Here is a 20,224-nt window from a genome sequence, read left to right as displayed (position 1 = left end):
GGGCCTTTCGCTTTCAAGGGAAGACTTTCATCCCCGATAAAGGGTAGAATTCGCTGCCCATGAATTTCCTCTTGATGATCTCGAACGAACGGTTGGGTTGATCGGGGCGCATGCAGTGGATGCCAATGGGTCGAGCGACAAGGTCAGCCAATTGTAGTCCTATTGAATTGCTGGCTTTTGGGACAATCTCAATATCCATGTCAGAAAACCCTTGACGTGCGAGGTAGTGTTTTCCGTCCATAATCCTTCGGAATTCCAACTCCAAAGTTCGATCTTCCTCGCCGCCGCCAGCTTTACCACCTCTTTGCTCAAAGATGACATGTGCAGTTCTGTCGTGCTGCCCCCGTGCGAGCAAAAACTTGGAAAGGCGCTCCATACAAAATAGCAATGCTAGGTGATACGGATTATCAGGATCAGAATACCGCTTCTTGAGGCGATCCTTGTGAATTACTGCCGGGATAATCGTCATTGGCGTGTCACTAATGATCGCAGTTAGCTGATTGAGAAAGGCCTCTTTTTTTGCTCGGCTCTTGAGAAAATCGAACGGCGGTTGGTCTTTGCGAATTTCGCGCTCATGCAGAACGCATGTATCGTGACCAAACCAAGCTAACTTAAAACCCTGGATACGCGGACAGACGATATTAATGTAGTCATCTTTGTGAAAAACACAGAATGCTAAAACAAAAACGGGGTACTCTGGGTTCACAATTTCAAGATTGTGGTCGCCGCTTTCGTCTACAAAAACGATGTAATCTCCAAATTCTATCGTTTCCATACAGACAGGTTCCCCTCCCTACCTCGGAGCGCATATGCTTCACGCGCGCGGCCCAGATAAACTAGGCGTCTGATTTGTCGTTATTCGTCTAAGCTGCAGCCAGTAGCACAACAATTTCATTGACCGTCCAAACCATGGCGGTGCCGATAATTGCGCATACAAATAGCATCAGCCAGTTCATGCGTCGGCCATCCCCGCCTATTCGTCTTCATCGTCAAGATCATCGATCTCAAGGTGACCGGCGGCTACTCCCCAGTCAATCAGAATGGCGTTCACGGCTTCATCACGGGTCATGTCGTGCTCTTCCGCAAATTCGTCAGCCATTTCTGCCACCTCTTGAAGCAAGATCGCGGATCTGGAGGGAAGGGGGCGGTTGTTGATGCGCATTGCAGCGCGCCGCAGAAGCGCCTGGATCTCAGCCGGCGACATGCTGCTGAATGACTTTGCTGCATCGAGGAGTTGTGCGGCAAGCTTGTCAGTCATGGCTGTTCATCTCGTCACTTATGTGTCTCTGTTCCTATGCTACGGAGCAGGCTCAACCCACCGCAAAATTAGTCACAGCCGTGTTTCCCGCAGCGAGCGGTATATACTTGTGCTCGATCAGGGGATTGGTATGTGCATGCAATAAGGTATCCGTCTTCGTATTCTGTATTTATCAGGCTCCAGCCACTGCCATCTTGGCCTTCACACATCGCATAATAATGCTCCGGTTTACTGTCGCAAGCAGTCAAGAGGAGCAGGCCAAGCATTGCGAGCCATTTCAATCTAACCATTTCCCCTCCTGGCCCGAGCAAGCAAAGGTGTTCCGGACAGCCTCTGGTGAAGCCTCGTTTGTCATGCGATTAGAGACGAAAGTCCGCACGCGACCGACGCCACTCGTCCAGATACTCTTCTGGTGTTTTGCCGCGTTTCCCCGGCTCATGCCTGAATTCCATCACGCCGTCCGGAAGAAGGCGAACGTACAGCCCGGTTTCAGCTGCAGCCTTTGCTGCGTCCATGATTTCGCCCTTTGTGAAGACACGCCTTCGTCCCATTGCGTGAAGCCTTCTCATCTAGAAACGGCAACCTTGCCACGTGCCCAACTGAATTCGACACAGTTCTAGTGCTTGTCAACCGCCTATCCCACTCCGAATCAACCGATAGACTTGCAGCCTAACTCGCGCGATAATCAGTTGAATTCCCAGACAGTGAGTGCGCTGCAATCGGGTTGAGCCATTCGACCGTGAGGATATTTGAATGAAGGGTCATATTCGCGAGCGAAGCCCCGGCAAGTGGGCAATTGTCCTCGATCTCTATGATGAGACCGGTAAGCGCCGAAGGAAGTGGCACAGCTTCTCCGGCACCAAACGGCAGGCGCAAGAGGAGTGTGCGCGGCTCGTGACGGCACTGAAGGCTGGAAACTACGTTGAACCCACCAAACAGACAGTTGCGGAGTTCCTTGACGAATGGCTCACCTTCATCAAGCCTTCAGTCTCTCAAAAGACCCACGAGCGCTATACCGAGATACTTCGGAAGGGAGTTGCTCCCCTGTTGGGCGATGTCACTCTTGCAAAGCTGAAGACAGATCGGATCGATGCGGCGTTCTCGAAGGCGCTCTCAGAGGGGCGCAGGGACGGGCAGGGTGGTCTTTCCCCTCGAACGGTCCATCACATGCGACGTGTGCTCATCAAGGCGCTCAATCAGGCTGTTGTGTGGGATAGGCTGGTGAAGAATCCGGCTCATGCCTCGACGCCTCCGAAGGTAGAGCGCAAGCCCATGCTGGCCTATGATGCGAAACAAACCGCAGAGCTGCTGGAAGCCATGCGCCCAACGAGGATGTTTGCACCGGTCCTGCTTGCAGTCATGTGCGGATTGCGCCGCGGTGAGATTGCCGCCCTTCGATGGCGCAATGTTGATCTCGAAAGCCGCATCATTTCGATTGTCGAAAGCGCAGAGCAGACCGTAGAGGGTGTCAGATACAAGGAGCCGAAATCCGGGAATACCCGGACGGTTGCGCTCTCAGTCGGCGTTGCGGAACAGCTGAAGGCGCATAGGGCACGTCAAGCAGAAGAACTGCTTCGTCTCGGGCTCCGGCCCAATGCAAGCAGCTTCGTGGTCTCGCAGGTAGACGGCAGGCCTTTGCAGCCGCGTTCGATCACACATGAATGGGTGAGATTGATCGAGAAGACTTCGCTGCCGCGCATACGTTTCCACGATCTCCGCCATACCCATGCGTCACAGATGCTTGCGGCTGGAGTTCACCCGAAGGTGGCAAGTGAGCGTCTGGGACATTCAACTATCGGCATCACATTGGATCTCTATTCGCACGTAATGCCCGGAATGCAGGCGGATGCTGCGGAACAGGTTGACGCCGCAATACGAGGCGCGGTAAAGGCGAAGCCGTAAAAGACATTCGGTAGCAAAATGGTAGCAACGCGCTAGTCGAGCGATGCCAAAAACCCGAAAAAGCTAACGATATCAATGTCCGGAGGGATGGCCGAGCGGTTGAAGGCACCGGTCTTGAAAACCGGCAGGCGGGTGACCGTCTCGTGGGTTCGAATCCCACTCCCTCCGCCAAACACCGCCGATTACCCTCTATGGCGCGATATTGCCGCCGATCACCGCACTCCCACCAGCTGGCATGCAAAGCCGCCGATTCTACGCCATAGCCCGACAAATCATGAGAGCCAGCAAACGGCAACTTTCGACCATCCAAGATAGTCATTCCAGACCGAACTGCGGAGCGCTCAAAACCTGCCGTTCGTCCACCAGCTACAGTCTGGTGTGATCAAGGCCAACAGCCGATTTTGGATCCAGGTGACGTCAAAAGCGACAGCCTCACCCCTCACGACCACGCCGGAAATCATGGCACGGTCAAGCCTCACCATGGGCTGAAAACTCCATGTGCCATCGCCAAGCGCAGTATAGCTGCCTGCCGGGACAGAAGAGGGGCCCAGAACGTTGACGAGAACGTTGACGAGAACGTAATCCAGCCGAGGTGTCTATGCACTGCCTCGATGGCGTTGCAACTCAATGAGTAACAGGTATGGTCTGCTCAGGGGGAGGGCAATGGCATGGATTTTAAGAATCTAAAAGTTTCTGGATGGAGGCAATTCAACTCCATCAACATCGATTTCCATCCCCGGCTCACCATCCTTGCGGGCGCAAATGGTGCAGGAAAGAGCACATTATTGAGAATTCTTTCTCAGCATTTCGGCTACAGCTATAACCTAATTGCCACTCCTACCATCGCTAAGAATGGAGTTCTTAGCTATCTCACTGGACTATTCGCGCGGGAAAAAACACAGCCCGAAAATCTTAATGTTCTGGGGAGCATTACATATTCCAACAATGTCAAATCTCCCCTGGTTGTCCCCGAATCAGGGCAGGTGAGCTATACTGTCGGAATTCAGAATCAACAGCACGTTGAAGGACTTTTCATTAACTCCCACCGTCCGGTGAGCAACTATCAGGCAATCGCCTCCATCCCAACAAATGCGATCGGTGTCGAGCAGGCGTATCAGGCCTACAGCCAAGAGGTAATGAACAAGTACAATAATGCCTATACGCAGTATAGCCCGATATACCGGATCAAAGAGGCGATCATATCGATGGCTACATTCGGCCCCGGAAACAGGAACGTTCAAAGGAATTCCGAGCTAGAAAAAACCTACGACGACTTTAAGGCGATGCTCACCAAAGTGCTGCCAGATACGATTGGATTTACGGATATTAGCATCCGAATTCCAGATATCGTGATCGTCACGAAGACGGGAGAGTTCGTTCTCGATGCTTCATCCGGCGGGCTGATGGCGCTCATCGACATGGCGTGGCAAATGTTCCTGTTTTCGAGAGGAAAGTCATCTTTTGTTGGCGTAATCGACGAGCCTGAAAATCATCTTCACCCTTCCATGCAACGAGTCATCATCGGGAACCTACTAGAGGCGTTTCCAAAGGCCCAATTAGTTGTGGCGACACACAGTCCCTTTGTGGTGTCGTCGGTCAGAGATTCCTCGGTGTACGTTCTTCGCTACTCGGATAGTGAGCAGATGGGAGCGCCCAGTCGTTCAGTCTACTCAGAGAAGCTGGACAACGTGAACAAGGCCGGAACTGCAAGCGAGATTCTACGGAGCGTGCTCGGTGTACCAGTTACGTTACCACTTTGGGCAGAAAGCCAGATTGAATCGATCGTTCAAGATTTCGACATAACCACACTGGACGCACAGTCAATCAGCCAACTCCGCGCTCGATTGGAGCAGAATGGGTTAGGCGATTACTATTCAGACGCCTTGGGTCGGATGTCGCAACGCCGATGATAAAGCTTGAGAAGCGTCCGATACCGAAACGCCTTGAAGACAACGCGACGGCGTGGACCAAGGCTGTCGTGGATAAGCAAAGCGCCGGCCTGGTTCCGACCCCGACTGAGCTCGGCCGCTATCGGCATCCCGATATCAAGGAGGTGCTCGTCGAGGAGACCGCTGGAAAATGCGCATACTGCGAGAGCAAGCTACAGCACATTCACCATGGCGACGTAGAACACATGTATCCAAAGTCTCTTGATCCGACGAAGACGTTTGAATGGGAGAACCTGACACTCGCCTGCGAGGTCTGCAATCAGAACAAGAGCAACAAAGACCCGCTTCTCGAACATATAATCGATCCCTATCAGACTGATCCGGAAGGACATCTGATTTTCGTAGGTGGATTAGTGTTTTCGCGTGGAACCGTTGAGGGTACCTCCACAAGAATTCTTTTGGATTTGCACCGTGCGGAACTCGTGGAAATGCGAAACGACCAGTTGGAGAAGGTGATGGCGATATACGCTCAGATTCTGGATGACACCCTTCCGCTTCCCGTAAGAAAGGCGCTTTATCAAGATTTGATCGAACGTGAAGCGGGTCCCAAAGCCCCATACACTGCGATGACCAAGTGCCTCGTCGCAAACATGGAGAGAGCACTTGATCCTGCGGTTTTGGCTGTGTGATTCTGCGCGTATCTTCAGCAGCTCGCCTTTAAATCTTTTCTTCATGAGCGCGGATTTTCACTGCGCCTGCATGATCGGTATGGCGCGCGTTTCAATCATGGCAGTGCGTCAACGGGCAATCGTGGCCATAAGTCGCTATTCGGGTTTATCAGGAAGTTATGGCTGAACTCTCTTTAGAAACGCTGCTGGCCCGTGCGAGCAGCCACTCGATGACCAGGCTGGAGCGCCGCGAGCAGGAGATGAGTCTGATCGTGGGCAATACGGCTGTTGAGGGTTTGCCATTGCATCGCGGCACCGTCACTATAGCGTTAACCCGCGTTCTGGAGCCGTCTCCTGGAACCGTAGCGACCACTGTTGGCTCTGAGCTGCCGAACGTGCCCTTTGATGTCAGCGGAGCTGTGCGCCAGTTCAAGCTTGTAACGGCTTTGGTCGAGCGCCACCTAACTGGCGAAATCGTACAGATAACTCCAGAGCTCATCAAAAAGCTTCACGCCACCACCGGCGATGAAACCAGCCCCTATTTCGGAACCTTTCGCGCCTTTCCCGTAGCGATTCAGGGAAGCTCACATCAGCCACCGTCGCCTGCCAACCTCGACCAAGCCGTTACAGCGCTTTGTGACTACCTCGCTGACCGCTGGAAAACGGATGACGCCTTTACTCTCAGCGCGTATGCGCTCTGGCGTCTGAACTGGATTCATCCGTTTCTCGACGGCAACGGCCGAACTGCGCGCGCGTTGAGCTACCTTATCCTAAATCTCAAGCTTGACATGCTACTTCCGGGCTCTCCGACTCTGCTAGAGCAGTTGAAGGAGCGCCGCGACGACTACTTCCACGCGCTGACCGTCGCAGACCTTAGTTTCGACAACGGCGGTACGGTGGATCTAAGCGTGCTGAAAGACCTGCTAGCCACGCTTCTAAGACGGCAACTACTTAATTTACCAGCCTTGTCGGGGTCAGGAGAAAAACAGATCGCCGCCATCGTGACTCGACGCATCGGCCAGTTGGATGCCAGTATGAGGGAGCGCTTGTTCGGTGCTAACGAGCTTGCTCACCGTGTATGGGCTGTTGGTGACTACCTACTGGTTCATGTCGGCTCGCACACGGCGCTTGAGCAGTCAGAAGCTCTATTTGCTACCGCTAGCCAGCCCTTCCCGGGCCTTCTTGCGGCACCGCGCGCGGGCGCACAGCTCACGGTAACCGCAAAGCAGCGCGGTGCAATCATTAAGCCCAGAACGTTCGAAGTAGCGGGCACTGCGGGCCTATGGCTTGAGCCAAACGCCTCGGCCACTGTCGAGCGACCGGCCGTAGCGCTGCATCGACCAGGAACGTTGCCGCTCAAATGGCAGTTGGACGGAGCTCTCTATGTGCTGCGACGCGGCCATGAAATCACTGATCTCTGGACCCACGATGTGTTCGATCTATTGGTGATGCGCCACATCCAAGGGGCGCGTTGATCGTGGCGCTAACAGCTGAAGAGTTCGCCGCTTTCGAAGCGTTAGTGATAGAGCCGACGGCCAAACGTGAGTTGCAATGTCGGTCCTACTTAGTCCACGCGGAGCACCTGCTGATTGAAAAAACGCTGCGCAGCACCGTCCAGCATATCGAGGTCAGGAGCTATATGGGCGATGCGGATTTAATCCTTGCCGCCGATGTTCTCAACGACACGGGCCAGAGCGAGAGAGTGGCCTTTCTCTGGGAACTGAAGGCCCCGCAGTGTCATCTGTTCGAATACGACGACAATAAACACCGCTGTCGTCCGACCCTGGACCTAGTTAAGGCCGAGAACCAGCTGCTGCACTATGTAGACGAAGCGGTTGCCAACGAGAACGTCCGTAATCGGCTAGGTGTGCCGCTCCGTGCGAATATACGCCCTGGAGGAATTATTATCGGAACCCAAAAATCGCTTTTGCGCGCACCGAAGAATGCTCGTGACATAGAGAAGGCGGCTACGGCACTTAGATTGCGGCAGGAGCGTTTTTACAGCGCTCAAGGCATTCGGATTCTTTTGTGGGACCGCGTTCTTGATGCGGTTCGTCCGACATCAATTATCTAGCATTGGCGCGCTCACAGCGATGGCAATTCTGTCTGAGCATTTTGAGCAGTGTATGATTTGCTCGGCAAGCAGTGGGCCTGCTGGAATGTCATAAATTGCGTCCGATCTCCGCTCTCTGTCAAACGCTTAGCTTCTGCCATCTTCTCACAACAGTTGCGTGACCGCTTCCTACCCATGCGCTGCTATACCCCCAATCCTATTTTAGAGAGTTATGGAGGGCTATAGCGTAGGTATAGTTCTCGGTTTCGTCGGCTTCGGCCCGCCATGCATCACCTGCATTCCCCCAAATACCGTTGACCGCCGCGAGCCACCGCATTGTACGGAACGGTTGGAGATTTCTCTGTATATGTCTGTTTCAAAACCTGCATAAACTGGAGCATCGACTTGCGGTTCTGCGCGTGGCAATACTTGCCGAAGGGTGAAGAAGCGACCGCCTGTCGAAACGAGGTTTCGCGAAACAGGGGAAGAGTGCGGGAAATCTGAATCACATGCGCGAAATGCAGCCCCTATTTCGCCGCCTCTTTCCTGCGGCCATTGCGACATCCATCTTCGCGGCGCTGGCCCATGCGGTTCTCGTGGGAATAGCGGCCCGTTCGATTGGTCTGGAACTCGCCTATATCGCTGCCGTGACTTTCGTTGTGGCGCTGGTTGTTGCGCTGGTGGGCGGGGCGGTTCTGCTGGCCATTGTTGCAGCGCTCAAGCTGAGACCAGTCTCGTCGCTGCTGCTGTTTCTGATTGTCATTCAGGCCATCGCAATCAGGCTGGAGATGCATCTCTTTGAAAGCAGCCTCAGCGACATATCCTGGCAGTATGGCCTCATATCCGTCCCGGCTTCTCTGATCGCGTGGCATCAATCCGTCTATTGCGCATACAGGGAGCGCTGAGGGTGCCTCTAATATACCGCGACACAGCGGCCCAAGGTTCCAGCACGCAGAATCCCCAAAGTTATGCTATCCGTCAGCGCAGCAAGCGAACCGAGCCTCATTCCACACGGAGCCCAACCATGGAAACCCAGCAACTGCATCGTGGCCGGCTCATTGACCACATCCAGCTCGTCGTGCGCGATCTTGAGGCAAGCCACGCCTTTTACGCGGCCGTTCTGGAGGTGCTCGACATTCCGGTCATCGGCACGAATGCCGATTTCTTCTTCGCTGACGAACTGGTGGTGTCTTCGGCGGACAGCCCCGCAGCGCTCGGTGTGTTGACGGGGCGTCATCACCTGGCTTTTCAGGCCAGGGACCGCGCCATGGTGGATGCCTGCTATCAGGCCGCGATGGCGCATGGCGGACGCGACAACGGTGCGCCCGGCGAAAGGGCGTATCATCCCGGTTACTACGCCGCATTCGTGCTCGATCCGGATGGCAACAACATCGAATTCGTGTTCCACGGCGAGGCAGAGCGCAGTGCGCCATCGGTGGTGATCGAATTCTAGCGCTGCGCTGGCTCACCGCGCGACGCGGCGATTCGAATGTGCCCCGAAACCGTGCCCGCACAGCAGATCGGCGTTGCCGGATGCACGCGGGGTTTACATTTGAAACCGTGTCAGTCTAATAACACACGCAATGGTAGTAAGGTTTTGGCAAAAATTCGAAATTCTGCCGTTTTGCTGCCATAAATGATTTACAACTTGCTAATGCATTTCAGCTAGGGGTGCGGAGGGCATCCTGAGTTGTAGAAACCGGAACGCCTTGTTTCTGCATTTTTTGACAAGTGGGGATATCTCGCGACCATGAACGGGATTTCGATGTCCGGGGGAGACGCGGACGCATGAGCTTTCAGATTGTTGTGCACCGCATTGCGGTTCGCCGCCTGTCGTCCGCCATTGCCTTTGCAGCCTGTGCCGCATTGCTTTCGGCGTGCTCGTCCACGACCCCCAAGGTCGCTGTCAACAAAACCAAGTCCAAGGAATATTTCGCCGAGTCCGAATACGGCGTTCAGGCAAGCCCGCGCGTTTCCATGAAAAGCGCCAACCTGAAGCGCGGCGGTGGCCGCCGTCAGGTGGGCAAGCCCTATCAGATCAAGGGCAAGTGGTATCATCCCAAGGAAGACCCCGACTATGAAAAGGTCGGCGCGGCTTCCTGGTATGGCGACGCCTTTCATGGCCGGCTCACGGCCAATGGCGAAACCTATGACATGACGCATCTTTCTGCGGCGCATCCGACCATGCCGCTGCCCAGCTATGCGCGCGTCACCAATGTCGACAATGGCAGCTCCGTTCTGGTCCGCGTCAATGATCGCGGTCCCTTCGCGCACAACCGCATCATCGATCTGTCGAAGCGTGCGGCCCAGCTGCTCGATTACCAGAGCGCCGGCGTAGCAAAGGTGAAGGTCGAATATGTCGGCCCGGCGCCGCTCGAAGGACGCGACGACGAATATCTCATGGCGTCCTACCGCCCGGGCGGCGCAGCACCCGATCCATCCGACGGTCTGCCGACCGGCGTGATGATTGCAATGAACGGCTCCACGCCGACGGCGACGCTTCCAGGCGTCAAGGCGCGCGACGCATTTGCGAGCCAGCCGGGCCTGACGCCGCCGCAGCCGATTGCCGCGTCTTCCGGCTCCTTCACCCTGCCAACCTCCGGTCCGCTGGTTCCCGACCGCCCGGATTCACTGCCGATGGACGGCGTCGAGCGTGACGTGGCGTTCCTCTCTTATGCCGATCAGCGCGTGAGCGCGGCTGCTGGCGCGTTTGACAATGTGCTGCGCAGCGATCTGCAGTCGCAGGACGTGGCGCGCTGGTGGCGGCAGAAGCAGCCCGGCGCAGCCGGGCAGGGCGCTTCGGACGAGCTGGCCTTCGTGAATGTCGGCACCTGGCAGTCTGAGGCCGAGGCCAAGGCGCAGGCAGAGAAGCTCGCGGGCTTTGGTCAGCTGAAGTTCGAAACCGTTTCGGATGATGCCGGCACGCTCTACTATACGCTCGCCGTCACGCCGCAGGATCAGAGTTCCATCGACCAGGTGCTGCAGGCCGCCTGGAATGCAGGCGCAGCCGACGCTTTCATCGTCCGCTGAATGATCGGGGCGCCGGCGCGGCGCCCCCGGCCCATAACCATTTCATCAAATTTGTATTACCGCGGTTGATCCCGCCGGCTGAGCAGCGCTAGAGTCTCCCTGGTGGGGTTCTGGTATGGTGCATAGTCGGTGTTCTCTACGCTCAATAAATCACTTGTTTTCGCCTTCTGTCTTCTGTTTCTCGGGTCGCAGGCGGCATTCGCCCAATTGTTCGAAACCCGGGCCAGACAGGCCTTTCTGATCGATGCGGACACGGGCACGGTCCTCTTCTCCAAGAACCCGGACGAGAAAATACCCCCGGCTTCGCTCGCCAAGCTGATGACGATGGAAGTCGTCTTCAACGCCATCAAGAGCGGGCGGCTTTCGATGAGCGATGCGTTCTATGTGAGCGAACACGCCTGGCGCACGGGCGGGGCCGTTTCGGGCACGTCGACCATGTTCGCCGAGATCAAATCCTCCGTGCCGCTCGAGGCGCTGATCCAGGGCGTGATCGTCCAGTCGGCCAATGATGGCTGCATCATCATCGCGGAAGGCATGGCGGGGTCCGAAGAGAATTTCGCGCGTCTGATGACCGAGCGCGCCCACAAGATCGGGCTGACGGATTCGGTGTTCGTGAATTCGAGCGGGCTGCCCGCCGAAGGTCAGCATGTCACCATGCGCGATCTGGTGACGCTCGCCACCCATCTTTGGCGGGAGTATCCGGAATTCTACAAATATTACGCGCAGGAATCCTTCACCTGGAACAAGATCCTGCAGCGCAACCGCAACCCGCTCCTGCGCATGGACATTGGCGCAGACGGGCTGAAAACCGGTTTTACGGAAGCCTCGGGCTACGCCATCGTCGGTTCCGTCAACCGCAATGGCCGCCGGCTTTTCATGGCGATGAGCGGGCTTGAGACCGAGAGCGAGAGGGCCGAAGAAGCGCGCAAGATGCTGGACTGGGGCGTTCGGGCGTTCGAGCGCATGGATATCTTCGCCGAAGGTGAAACCATCGGCAACGTCTCCGTATTTGGCGGAGCCAAGGGCGAGCTTGCGGTGCGCGCGAAGGGGCCCGTGGCCATCTTCCGCCCCATCACCAATGCCGACAGCCTGCGTGCGCGCATCGTCTATCAGGGGCCGATCCCGGCTCCGGTGGAAGAGGGGCAGCGCATCGGCACACTCAAGGTCTGGATCGGCGACACGCTCAGCCAGGAAACGCCGCTCTATGCGGCCGAAAGCATTGCCGTGGGTGGGCTGCCGGACCGCGCGCTGGATGCCGTCGGTGAGCTTCTGACCGGCTGGATGCGCCGATATCGCTCCTGAGCGCGGCGACGCATCACCCGTCCGCCATCCACAAAGCCTGTCGCAATGTCAGTTCAGCATGGACCTGCGGGAAACGAGCGCCTAAGTAGGAGCGTGTTCGGCAATGGAGCCGGCAGGCGCTTACTGAAAGGATTGAGGTCTCTTGTCTCGCGGTTTCTTCATTACATTCGAGGGAGGCGAGGGGGCCGGAAAATCGACGCAGATCGAAGGACTTGCGACCAGCCTGCGTGAAGCGGGGCACGACGTCATCGTCACGCGCGAGCCGGGTGGTTCTGCGGGCGCCGAAGCCGTTCGCCACGTTCTCCTGTCGGGCGCTGCCGAGCCTTTCGGCGCGGCCATGGAGGCAGTCCTTTTCGCTGCGGCGCGTTCAGACCATGTGGAGCAGGTGATCCGGCCAGCCATCGCGCGCGGCGCGGTTGTTCTTTGCGACCGGTTTCTGGATTCCTCGCGCGTCTATCAGGGCGTGACCGGCAATCTGGACGCCGACTTCATGGCCAATCTCGAACGCGTGACGGTCAACGGCATGAAGCCGGATCTGACGCTCATTCTCGACATCGATCCCGAAGAGGGGCTGCGCCGGGCAACCGCGCGGCGTGGCGACGATACGCCCGACCGTTTCGAGAAGGAAACGCTGTCGATCCACCGCCGCCGCAGAAAGGCGTTTCTGGAAATCGCCAAGGCCGAACCGCAGCGCTGCGTGGTCATCGATGCGGACGCCGATCCGGAGAAGGTTGCAGCAACCATCCTGCGCACTGTCAGTCTTGCGATGGCCGAAGCCCAGTCGTCTGGCAAAAGGAGCAAGGCGTAATGTTCGAACGCACCGCGCCTGAACGCTTCGACAGTCTGCCGGATATTCCCGAGCCGTCGGAGAACCCCATACTCGTCGGCCATGAGCGCGCTGCAGAAATGCTTGCAGGGGCCTACCGTGCCGGCAAACTGCATCACGGCCTTCTGTTCGCTGGTCCGCCCGGCATCGGCAAGGCGACGCTCGCCTTTCATCTGGCCAACCATCTTTTTTCGAACCCGCAGCCGGAGACCGCGCCACCGCGCTTTTCGCCGCCCGATCCCACCGGACAGGTGTTTCGGCTGGTGGCGCAGGATGCGCATCCGTCTCTGCTCCATCTGACGCGTCCCTTCGTTGAGCGCGACAAGAAGTTTAAGACGGTGATCACGGTCGACGAGATCCGCAGGATCCATCGCTTCCTTTCGCTGACGCCGCATGATGGCGGCTACCGCGTGGTGATTGTCGATCCCGCCGACGATCTGAACATCAGCGCCGCCAACGCTCTGCTCAAGAGCCTGGAGGAGCCGCCGCCGCGCACGCTCTTCGTGCTGATCACGCATTCGCTCGGACGGCTCCTGCCCACCATCCGTTCGCGCTGCCAGATCGTGCGTCTTCAGCCTCTGGAAGCGCCGGAGCTTGCCGGGCTTTTGCGCCGTCTTGGCGCTGATGGAGGTGGCAGCGATGAGGAGATCGCGGCGCGCGCGCAGGGCAGTGTGCGCAATGCGATCCTGTTGTCGCAGTTCGGCGGTGCGGAAATCGCCGATGTGCTGCAAAAGCTCGTTACGGGGCGCCATTTCGATGCGGCCGAAGCGCTGAAGCTTGGTGACGCGGTCAACGGGCGTGACCGCGACGTGCAGTTCTCGATCTTCAACCGCACTGTTCTCGACATGATCAACGAGCGCGCCGTGGCGCTTGCTGCGGCCGGTGATGCGCGTGGCGCTGCCGCCGCTGCCGATCTCTGGGACGATGTCACCACCACAATTCGCGACGCCGAGACCTACAATCTCGACCGAAAACAGCATGCCGCCGGGCTCGCCGCGAAGCTTAATGCCGCATTCAATGCCTGAAGCGGCCGCTTGGGCTGGCATGCACCTCGCCGATGCGCTATCTGGGCGTCATCAAACAATGCATTCTCTGGACTCTCTGCCAAATGGCCCGCGATAGCTTTTACATCACGACTCCCATTTTCTACCCGAATGGCAAGCCGCATATCGGTCACGCCTATACCGTGATCGCGACCGACGCGATGGCGCGGTTTCAGCGTCTCGACGGCAAGGATGTCTTCTTCCTGTCGGGCACGGACGAGCACGGGCTGAAGATGCAGCAGACCGCCGAAAAGGAAGGCATCACCGCGCAGGAACTCGCCGACCGCAACTCGGCCGTGTTCCGCGAGATGATCGCCGCAATGGGCGGCTCCAATGATGGCTTCATCCGCACCACGGAGGAGCGCCATCACCGCGCCTGTCAGGCTATCTGGAAGAAGATGGCAGACAATGGCGACATCTATCTCGACAGCTACAAGGGCTGGTACTCCGTCCGTCAGGAAGCCTATTTCGACGAAAGCGAAACGACCGTCGGTGAAGATGGCGTTCGCCGCGAGCCGCTCGGCTCGCCGGTCGAATGGAATGAGGAAGAGACCTACTTCTTCCGCCTGTCCGCCTATCAGGACAAGCTCCTGGCGCATTACGAAGCCAATCCGGAATTCATCGGCCCGTCCGAGCGCCGCAACGAGGTGATGAGCTTCGTTCGCTCCGGCCTCAAGGACCTGTCCATTTCGCGCTCCACGTTCAACTGGGGCGTTCCGGTGCCGGGCGACGAGAAGCACGTGATGTATGTGTGGGTGGATGCGCTCACCAACTACATCACCGCTGCGGGCTATCCGGACACGGATGCCGATAGCTGGTCCTACTGGCCGGCTGATGTGCACATGATCGGCAAGGACATTGTGCGCTTCCATGCGGTCTATTGGCCGGCATTCCTGATGTCGGCTGGCATCGAGCTGCCCAAGCGCGTTTTTGCGCATGGCTTCCTTTTCAACCGCGGTGAAAAAATGTCGAAATCGGTCGGCAATGTTGTCGATCCGTTCACGCTGGTGGAGCATTACGGCCTCGACGCCGTGCGCTATTTCTTCCTGCGTGAGGTTCCGTTCGGTCAGGACGGCAGCTACAGCCATGATGCGATCGTGAACCGCACCAATGCCGATCTTGCAAACGATCTGGGCAATCTCGCCCAGCGTTCGCTTTCCATGATCGCGAAGAACTGCGAAGGCAAGGTTCCTGAAAAGGGCGCGCTCGGCGAAGCCGATCTGGCCATTCTCGCCAGTGCCGACGAGGCGCTCGCCACCGCACGCACGGCCATGAGCACGCAGGCGCTTCATCAGGCTCTGGGCGCAATCTTCGGCGTTGTTGCCGAGGCGAACCGCTATTTTGCGGGGCAGGAGCCCTGGGCGCTTAAGAAGACCGATCCTGCGCGCATGCATTCGGTGCTCTACACGACCGCCGAACTGGTGCGTCGCGTGGCGATCCTCTGCCAACCCTATATTCCTGGCTCCGCCGAGAAGCTGCTCGACCTTCTGGCCGTTCCGGCGGATGCACGCTCCTTCGCGCATCTTTCGGATGAAAACGCGCTCGTTTCCGGCAGTGAACTGCCCGCGCCGCAGCCGGTCTTCCCGCGCTATGTGGAGCCTAAGCCGGAGAGCGAGGGAGCCTGACGCCAATGCTGGTGGACAGCCATTGTCATCTGGATTTTCCGGATTTCGACGAGGATCGCGCCGCGTTCATGGAGCGCGCGCGCGAGGCCGGCGTCGGCCTCATGGTCACGATCTCGACGCGCGTGCGTCAGTTCGACCGGATTCTGGCAATTGCAGAAGCGAACGACAACGTTCTTTGCTCCGTGGGCACGCATCCGCACAATGCGGATGAGGAACTTGATGTAACGGCAGAAGAGCTCGTGCGTCTGGCGCAGCACCCCAAGGTGGTGGCCATCGGCGAGGCGGGTCTCGACTATTTTTACGACAAGGCTCCCCGCGAAGCACAGGCGCAGGGTTTTCGCACGCACATCGCGGCGGCGCGTGAAACCGGCCTGCCGCTGGTCATTCATGCCCGCAACGCCGATGACGACATGATCGCCATTCTGCGCGAGGAGACGGACAGGGGCGCATTTCCCTTCATCCTGCATTGCTTCTCCTCGGGGGCAGGTCTTGCAAAGGCCGGCGTGGAGCTTGGCGGATATGTTTCCTTCTCCGGCATTTTGACCTTCCGCAACTCGCAGGCGCTGCGTGACATCGCCGCGACCGTGCCGCATGACCGGCTTCTGGTGGAAACGGATGCGCCCTATCTCGCGCCCGTTCCCAATCGGGGCAAGCGCAACGAGCCGGCCTTCGTCGCACACACGGCGCATGTTTTGGCCGAAACCATCGGCCTTTCCGATGCCGAGACGGCCGACCTGACCACGGAAAACTTCTTCCGCCTGTTCAAGAAAGCGCCGCGGGACGCTGCCGCGCGGTGAGCGATCTGCTGCGCCTGACGATCCTGGGATGCGGTTCCTCTCCGGGAACGCCGCGCATCACCGGCGATTGGGGCGCGTGCGATCCGGCCAATCCGAAAAACCGTCGCCGCCGCTGCGCGGCGATGGTGGAGCGCGTTTCGGCGAGCGGCGGCATCACCCGCGTCGTCATCGACACCGGCCCCGATTTTCGCGAGCAGATGATCTCCGCAGGCGTCGACCGGCTGGACGCCGCCGTCTACACACATCCCCATGCGGACCATATTCACGGCATAGATGATCTGCGCGGCTTCGTCATGAATCAGCGCCATCTCATGGATGTCTACGCCGACAAGCCCACGCTCCAGCGCCTGATCGAAGCCTTCGGCTATTGTTTCGAGACGCCGCCCGGCAGCAATTATCCGCCGATCCTGAAGGCGCATCCGATCAGCCATGAAGCGCGTTTCTCCATCAATGGCGCGGGCGGGCCGCTGACATTCCAGCCACTGCCGCAAATCCATGGCGACATTCTCTCGCTCGGCTATCGCATCGGCGGGCTGGCGTACTGTCCCGATGTCAGCCAGTTTCCAGAAGAGACGCCTGCGCTGATCGCCGGTGCGGATGTTCTGGTCATCGACGCCCTGCAATACCGCCCGCATCCGAGCCATTTCTCGCTGGAGGAAGCGCTTGGCTGGATCGAGCGGCTTTCGCCAAGGCGCGCAGTGCTCACGCATATGCACATTCCACTCGATTACGAGACCGTGCTGCGCGAGACGCCGGATCATGTCGAACCCGGTTTCGATGGCATGGTGATCGAGATACCCATGGAGGAGGGGGAGAAGACCGATGAGCAAGAGCATCAGGCGGGTGCAGGCGGCGGCTGAGGCCGCCGGACTGGAGATCGAAGTCAAGCGCATGGGTGAATCCACCCGCACCGCCGAAGAGGCGGCGGCCCAGTGCGGCTGCAGCGTGGCGCAAATCGTGAAATCCCTGATCTTTCAGGGTGAAGAGAGCGGAAAGCTCTATCTTTTTCTTGTTTCCGGGAGCCGTCAGCTGGCGCTCGACAAGGCGTCGGCTCTGGTGGGCGAAGCGCTCAAGCGGGCCGACCCGCGCCATATCCGCGAGGTGACGGGTTTCGCCATTGGCGGTGTGTCGCCTCTGGGGCAGCCGGACGACGTGCTGCGCTTCGGTGATGAAAGCCTGCTCGGCTATGATGTGGTGTGGGCAGCCGCCGGCGCGCATGACGCGGTGTTTTCCGCGATGCCCGGCGCTCTGTTTGACGCGGCTTCAGTGAAGCGCGCCGACATCGCCTGAGTTTTGAGCACAAGAAGATTGAAAGGGCGGGGCCTCATCGACGCCCGCCCTTATTCCTGATCACTGCCCGTAACGCTCGATCCCGAGGCCGTTCGTGTCGATCTCGGGCTTGCGGCCGGAAATGATGTCGGCGATCACGCGCCCGGAACCGCAGGACATGGTCCAGCCCAGCGTGCCGTGGCCGGTGTTCAGGTAAAGCCCGTCGAGACGCGTCGCGCCGATGATGGGCGGGCTGTCAGGCGTCATCGGGCGGAGACCGGACCAGAAGGTGGCGTCGGAGAAGTTCGCGCCATTGCCGAACAGATCGCCGGCGGAGAATTCCAGCGGGCGGCGGCGCGATTCCGGCACCGACAGGTCGAAGCCGGAAATTTCCGCCGTACCGCCGACACGAATGCGGTCGCCCAGCCGGGTGATGGCGATCTTGTAGGTCTCGTCCATGACGGTGGAGACCGGCGCGCCGGCTTCGTTGGTGATCCTGGCAGTGAGCGAGTAGCCCTTGACCGGATAGACCGGGATGTGGAGGCCGAGCGGCCGCAGCAGCGCCGGTGAATAGCTGCCGAGACAGACGAGAACCGCATCGGCCCCGAAGCGTCCCTGATCCGTCTCGACACCGGTCACCCGCGCGCCGTCCCTGACGAGGTTTTTGATCGACACGCCGTAGCGGAAATCGACCGAGGAGGCCGCCAGTTCCGAAAGCCGTGTGGTGAACACCTGACAGTCGCCCGTCTCGTCTCCCGGCAGCCGCAGGCCGCCGACATATTTCTCCTTCACCGCGCCCAGTGCGGGTTCAGCCGCGGCGCAGCCATCCCGGTCGAGCACCTCGAAAGGCACGCCGAACTGTTTCAGGATTTCAATGTCGCTGCCGATGCCGTCGAGCTGTTCCTGCTTGCGGAAGAGCTGAAGCAGGCCCTGGCTGCGCTCGTCATAGGTGATGCCGGTTTCGGCGCGCAGTGCGCGCAGGCAGTCGCGGCTGTATTCGGCGATGGGCACCATGCGCGACTTGTTGAGCGCGTAGCGTGCGGAGGTGCAGTTCAAGAGCATCTTGAAGAGCCAGGACCACATGACCGGATCGAGGCGCGGGCGGATCGCCAGCGGACCATTCTTCATCATCAGCCATTTGATGGCCTTGAAGGGCATGCCGGGGCCGGCCCATGGCGACGAGTAGCCGGGCGAAATCTCGCCGGCATTGGCAAAGCTGGTTTCCAGCGCCGGGCCTTCCTGGCGGTCGATAACCGTGACGTCATGGCCCTGCTGGGCGAGATAGTAGGCTGAGGTTACACCGACAACGCCGGCGCCAAGCACGACAACGCGCATGATGGGTACTCCGAATGACTTTTGGATCTGGGGGATTTGGGGAAGGCGCGAGTGCTACGCCGGGATGGAAAACGCCCGTTGCGGCACGGCGGCGGCGCGCCTTCGTTGATCGGGGATCAAGCCTGCGTGGGACGTTGTGGGGGAACTGCGCGCGACGCGATGCGGGCGCATGAAAACGATGCTGCGAGCCGTGGGGAAACGGCTTTCCATGGTCGTGAACACTTTATGCAACTCCACCGGGTCGTCGGTGGCGGACCCGGAAATCAGAACCGAAATTTCAGGTGGTTTGGATTTCCGGCCCCCGGTCGACGGTCTTGCAACCGCGCCAGGGCTAGATGCTTGCGATCAGGCTACCCGCGTGGTTGCAGAAGCGAACGCGGTCCCTCGATTTTCCGGGTGTGAAACGCATGCGGTGGAGGCTCTCGAACAATCAAACAAGGAGCAGGGTTACGCACCGGATACTAGTGAATGTTGCGAAGGATGCAACAGGAATTCGCAGCATCTTGCGCAAATTGAGAGCAGGACGATCAGCTTGTGCGGTCGTCGATCAGAATATTGGGTTTGGCAAGCGTCGTCAGCCCGTCGAGATCAGACAGCGTGACCTCGGTGCCTTTCACCTGCACGCCATAGGGTTTGAGCGTATTGAAAGCACGCGACAGGTTCTCCGGCGTCATGCCCAGAAGCGAGGCGAGGGTGCGCTTGTCATAGGGCAGTTCAAGCGTGCCGTTTGCGCCCTGGTCGGCGTGGTAACGCAACAGCCGGTTTGCCAGACGCTCCACGGAACTGCGCAGCTTCAGATCCTTGTGTTCCTTGACGACCGAGCGGTAACAGCTCGCAAGCTCGACAACGATGGCGCGGGCAAAGGCGTCGTCCGCCTCGAACGCGGCCCGAACATTCTCCGCCGGGATCATGAGAACCTTGGACTTCTGGCAGGTGCGCGCCGACATCAGATAGACGGCATCCTTCAGCACGGCCGCCAGAATGAAGGTGCCGATGGGATGCACCATGCCCATCGTAGCCTCGCGTCCGTTGGCGCGGGCGAAAAGCTCAACGCGCCCCTCGGTGACCACATAGAGAAAGTCCGCCGGATCGCCTTCGCGGATCAGTTCGAGCTGGGCGGGAAAGGTTTGCAGATAAGCGGCCTGAATCAGCGCCTCAAAAGCCGAATCCGACATGCTCTTGAAGAGGCGCAGCGCTCGGATCTCCGGAATATCTGAAGGCCGCATG

General features: G+C 58.6%; 20 protein-coding genes and 1 tRNA gene. 16 read left to right on the top strand and 5 right to left on the bottom strand.

All coding sequences use genetic code 11. The annotated features are described in order from the left end of the window. Nucleotides 1-13: 13 nt before the first annotated feature. The 3 genes from ACRTG1_RS22525 to ACRTG1_RS22515 all read right to left on the bottom strand — a co-directional run bounded on the left by ACRTG1_RS22525 (nucleotide 14) and on the right by ACRTG1_RS22515 (nucleotide 1,773). Nucleotides 14-775: a DUF3800 domain-containing protein gene (locus tag ACRTG1_RS22525; protein ID WP_432517314.1), complete on the bottom strand. Its 762-nt coding sequence runs from the start codon at nucleotides 773-775 to the stop codon at nucleotides 14-16. Between the two features lie 198 nt (nucleotides 776-973). After that, nucleotides 974-1,258: a hypothetical protein gene (locus ACRTG1_RS22520; RefSeq protein ID WP_432517313.1), complete on the bottom strand. Its 285-nt coding sequence runs from the start codon at nucleotides 1,256-1,258 to the stop codon at nucleotides 974-976. A 359-nt stretch (nucleotides 1,259-1,617) separates the two neighbouring features. After that, nucleotides 1,618-1,773: a hypothetical protein gene (locus ACRTG1_RS22515; protein ID WP_432517312.1), complete on the bottom strand. Its 156-nt coding sequence runs from the start codon at nucleotides 1,771-1,773 to the stop codon at nucleotides 1,618-1,620. A 238-nt stretch (nucleotides 1,774-2,011) separates the two neighbouring features. On the opposite strand from ACRTG1_RS22515, the gene ACRTG1_RS22510 reads away from it, so the two are divergent. From ACRTG1_RS22510 to ACRTG1_RS22435, 16 genes are all read left to right on the top strand, one after another. Next, nucleotides 2,012-3,160: a tyrosine-type recombinase/integrase gene (locus ACRTG1_RS22510; RefSeq protein ID WP_432517310.1), complete on the top strand. Its 1,149-nt coding sequence runs from the start codon at nucleotides 2,012-2,014 to the stop codon at nucleotides 3,158-3,160. Nucleotides 3,161-3,241: 81 nt separating this feature from the next. Further along, nucleotides 3,242-3,331 (top strand) — tRNA-Ser (locus tag ACRTG1_RS22505). A gap of 497 nt (nucleotides 3,332-3,828) precedes the next feature. Next, a complete protein-coding gene (locus ACRTG1_RS22500) occupies nucleotides 3,829-5,070 on the top strand; it encodes an AAA family ATPase (protein ID WP_432517309.1) in 1,242 nt (413 codons plus the stop codon). Beyond that, nucleotides 5,067-5,738 (top strand): HNH endonuclease, encoded by a 672-nt coding sequence (locus ACRTG1_RS22495; protein WP_432517307.1) that lies wholly within the window; start codon nucleotides 5,067-5,069, stop codon nucleotides 5,736-5,738. Before ACRTG1_RS22500 ends, ACRTG1_RS22495 begins: the two co-directional genes overlap by 4 nt. Nucleotides 5,739-5,896: 158 nt before the next feature. Further along, a complete protein-coding gene (locus ACRTG1_RS22490) occupies nucleotides 5,897-7,192 on the top strand; it encodes a Fic family protein (protein WP_432517305.1) in 1,296 nt (431 codons plus the stop codon). Between the two features lie 2 nt (nucleotides 7,193-7,194). Next, the gene (locus ACRTG1_RS22485) at nucleotides 7,195-7,791 is read left to right on the top strand and encodes a hypothetical protein (RefSeq protein ID WP_432517303.1); all 597 of its coding nucleotides are present in this window, start codon (nucleotides 7,195-7,197) and stop codon (nucleotides 7,789-7,791) included. 488 nt (nucleotides 7,792-8,279) lie between these two features. Beyond that, nucleotides 8,280-8,675, top strand: coding sequence for a hypothetical protein (locus ACRTG1_RS22480; RefSeq protein WP_432517301.1), 396 nt, complete (start codon nucleotides 8,280-8,282; stop codon nucleotides 8,673-8,675). 119 nt (nucleotides 8,676-8,794) lie between these two features. Further along, complete coding sequence (locus ACRTG1_RS22475; RefSeq protein ID WP_206545316.1) at nucleotides 8,795-9,223, top strand: VOC family protein; 429 nt, start codon at nucleotides 8,795-8,797, stop codon at nucleotides 9,221-9,223. Between the two features lie 335 nt (nucleotides 9,224-9,558). Then, nucleotides 9,559-10,800, top strand: a complete 1,242-nt coding sequence (locus ACRTG1_RS22470) for a septal ring lytic transglycosylase RlpA family protein (RefSeq protein ID WP_432517299.1) — start codon at nucleotides 9,559-9,561, stop codon at nucleotides 10,798-10,800. A gap of 174 nt (nucleotides 10,801-10,974) precedes the next feature. After that, entirely contained in the window at nucleotides 10,975-12,102 is a 1,128-nt protein-coding gene (locus ACRTG1_RS22465) for a D-alanyl-D-alanine carboxypeptidase family protein (RefSeq protein WP_210346586.1), read from the top strand. Between the two features lie 142 nt (nucleotides 12,103-12,244). Continuing rightward, nucleotides 12,245-12,910: a dTMP kinase gene (gene tmk / locus ACRTG1_RS22460; RefSeq protein WP_317088137.1), complete on the top strand. Its 666-nt coding sequence runs from the start codon at nucleotides 12,245-12,247 to the stop codon at nucleotides 12,908-12,910. Then, the gene (locus ACRTG1_RS22455; protein WP_432517298.1) at nucleotides 12,910-13,953 is read left to right on the top strand and encodes a DNA polymerase III subunit delta'; all 1,044 of its coding nucleotides are present in this window, start codon (nucleotides 12,910-12,912) and stop codon (nucleotides 13,951-13,953) included. The genes tmk and ACRTG1_RS22455 overlap by 1 nt, the downstream gene beginning before the upstream one ends. An 83-nt stretch (nucleotides 13,954-14,036) precedes the next feature. Then, nucleotides 14,037-15,596, top strand: coding sequence for a methionine--tRNA ligase (gene metG, locus ACRTG1_RS22450; protein ID WP_206995954.1), 1,560 nt, complete (start codon nucleotides 14,037-14,039; stop codon nucleotides 15,594-15,596). A gap of 5 nt (nucleotides 15,597-15,601) precedes the next feature. Beyond that, nucleotides 15,602-16,393 carry a TatD family hydrolase gene (locus tag ACRTG1_RS22445; protein WP_206552566.1) on the top strand — a complete coding sequence of 264 codons (792 nt, stop codon included), beginning with the start codon at nucleotides 15,602-15,604 and terminating at the stop codon, nucleotides 16,391-16,393. Next, a complete protein-coding gene (locus ACRTG1_RS22440; RefSeq protein ID WP_206995952.1) occupies nucleotides 16,390-17,253 on the top strand; it encodes an MBL fold metallo-hydrolase in 864 nt (287 codons plus the stop codon). Before ACRTG1_RS22445 ends, ACRTG1_RS22440 begins: the two co-directional genes overlap by 4 nt. Beyond that, on the top strand, nucleotides 17,216-17,683 hold the full coding sequence (locus ACRTG1_RS22435) for a YbaK/EbsC family protein (RefSeq protein ID WP_113155193.1): 468 nt from the start codon (nucleotides 17,216-17,218) through the stop codon (nucleotides 17,681-17,683). Before ACRTG1_RS22440 ends, ACRTG1_RS22435 begins: the two co-directional genes overlap by 38 nt. 60 nt (nucleotides 17,684-17,743) lie before the next feature. Here the strand turns inward: ACRTG1_RS22435 and ACRTG1_RS22430 are convergent, their stop codons facing one another. Beyond that, nucleotides 17,744-18,997: a D-amino acid dehydrogenase gene (locus tag ACRTG1_RS22430; RefSeq protein WP_206995950.1), complete on the bottom strand. Its 1,254-nt coding sequence runs from the start codon at nucleotides 18,995-18,997 to the stop codon at nucleotides 17,744-17,746. Between the two features lie 527 nt (nucleotides 18,998-19,524). Further along, a complete protein-coding gene (locus ACRTG1_RS22425) occupies nucleotides 19,525-20,223 on the bottom strand; it encodes a cyclic nucleotide-binding domain-containing protein (protein WP_206552564.1) in 699 nt (232 codons plus the stop codon). Between the last annotated feature and the right edge of the window lies 1 nt (nucleotide 20,224).

It is taken from the genome of Nitratireductor sp. PBL-C9 (assembly GCF_050877045.1).
Classification (GTDB): Bacteria; Pseudomonadota; Alphaproteobacteria; order Rhizobiales; family Rhizobiaceae; genus Nitratireductor; species Nitratireductor aquimarinus.
Note: the sequence above shows the minus strand (reverse complement) of the source record. Positions and strands in the feature narration are given on the sequence as shown.

Coding starts and splice junctions, on each gene's coding strand:
- ACRTG1_RS22525 (WP_432517314.1), bottom strand. CDS start 775: ATGGAAACGATAGAATTTGGAGATTACATCGTTTTTGTAGACGAAAGC.
- ACRTG1_RS22520 (WP_432517313.1), bottom strand. CDS start 1,258: ATGACTGACAAGCTTGCCGCACAACTCCTCGATGCAGCAAAGTCATTC.
- ACRTG1_RS22515 (WP_432517312.1), bottom strand. CDS start 1,773: ATGGACGCAGCAAAGGCTGCAGCTGAAACCGGGCTGTACGTTCGCCTT.
- ACRTG1_RS22510 (WP_432517310.1), top strand. CDS start 2,012: ATGAAGGGTCATATTCGCGAGCGAAGCCCCGGCAAGTGGGCAATTGTC.
- ACRTG1_RS22500 (WP_432517309.1), top strand. CDS start 3,829: ATGGATTTTAAGAATCTAAAAGTTTCTGGATGGAGGCAATTCAACTCC.
- ACRTG1_RS22495 (WP_432517307.1), top strand. CDS start 5,067: ATGATAAAGCTTGAGAAGCGTCCGATACCGAAACGCCTTGAAGACAAC.
- ACRTG1_RS22490 (WP_432517305.1), top strand. CDS start 5,897: ATGGCTGAACTCTCTTTAGAAACGCTGCTGGCCCGTGCGAGCAGCCAC.
- ACRTG1_RS22480 (WP_432517301.1), top strand. CDS start 8,280: ATGCGCGAAATGCAGCCCCTATTTCGCCGCCTCTTTCCTGCGGCCATT.
- ACRTG1_RS22475 (WP_206545316.1), top strand. CDS start 8,795: ATGGAAACCCAGCAACTGCATCGTGGCCGGCTCATTGACCACATCCAG.
- ACRTG1_RS22470 (WP_432517299.1), top strand. CDS start 9,559: ATGAGCTTTCAGATTGTTGTGCACCGCATTGCGGTTCGCCGCCTGTCG.
- ACRTG1_RS22455 (WP_432517298.1), top strand. CDS start 12,910: ATGTTCGAACGCACCGCGCCTGAACGCTTCGACAGTCTGCCGGATATT.
- metG (WP_206995954.1), top strand. CDS start 14,037: ATGGCCCGCGATAGCTTTTACATCACGACTCCCATTTTCTACCCGAAT.
- ACRTG1_RS22445 (WP_206552566.1), top strand. CDS start 15,602: ATGCTGGTGGACAGCCATTGTCATCTGGATTTTCCGGATTTCGACGAG.
- ACRTG1_RS22435 (WP_113155193.1), top strand. CDS start 17,216: ATGAGCAAGAGCATCAGGCGGGTGCAGGCGGCGGCTGAGGCCGCCGGA.
- ACRTG1_RS22430 (WP_206995950.1), bottom strand. CDS start 18,997: ATGCGCGTTGTCGTGCTTGGCGCCGGCGTTGTCGGTGTAACCTCAGCC.
- ACRTG1_RS22425 (WP_206552564.1), bottom strand. CDS start 20,223: ATGCGGCCTTCAGATATTCCGGAGATCCGAGCGCTGCGCCTCTTCAAG.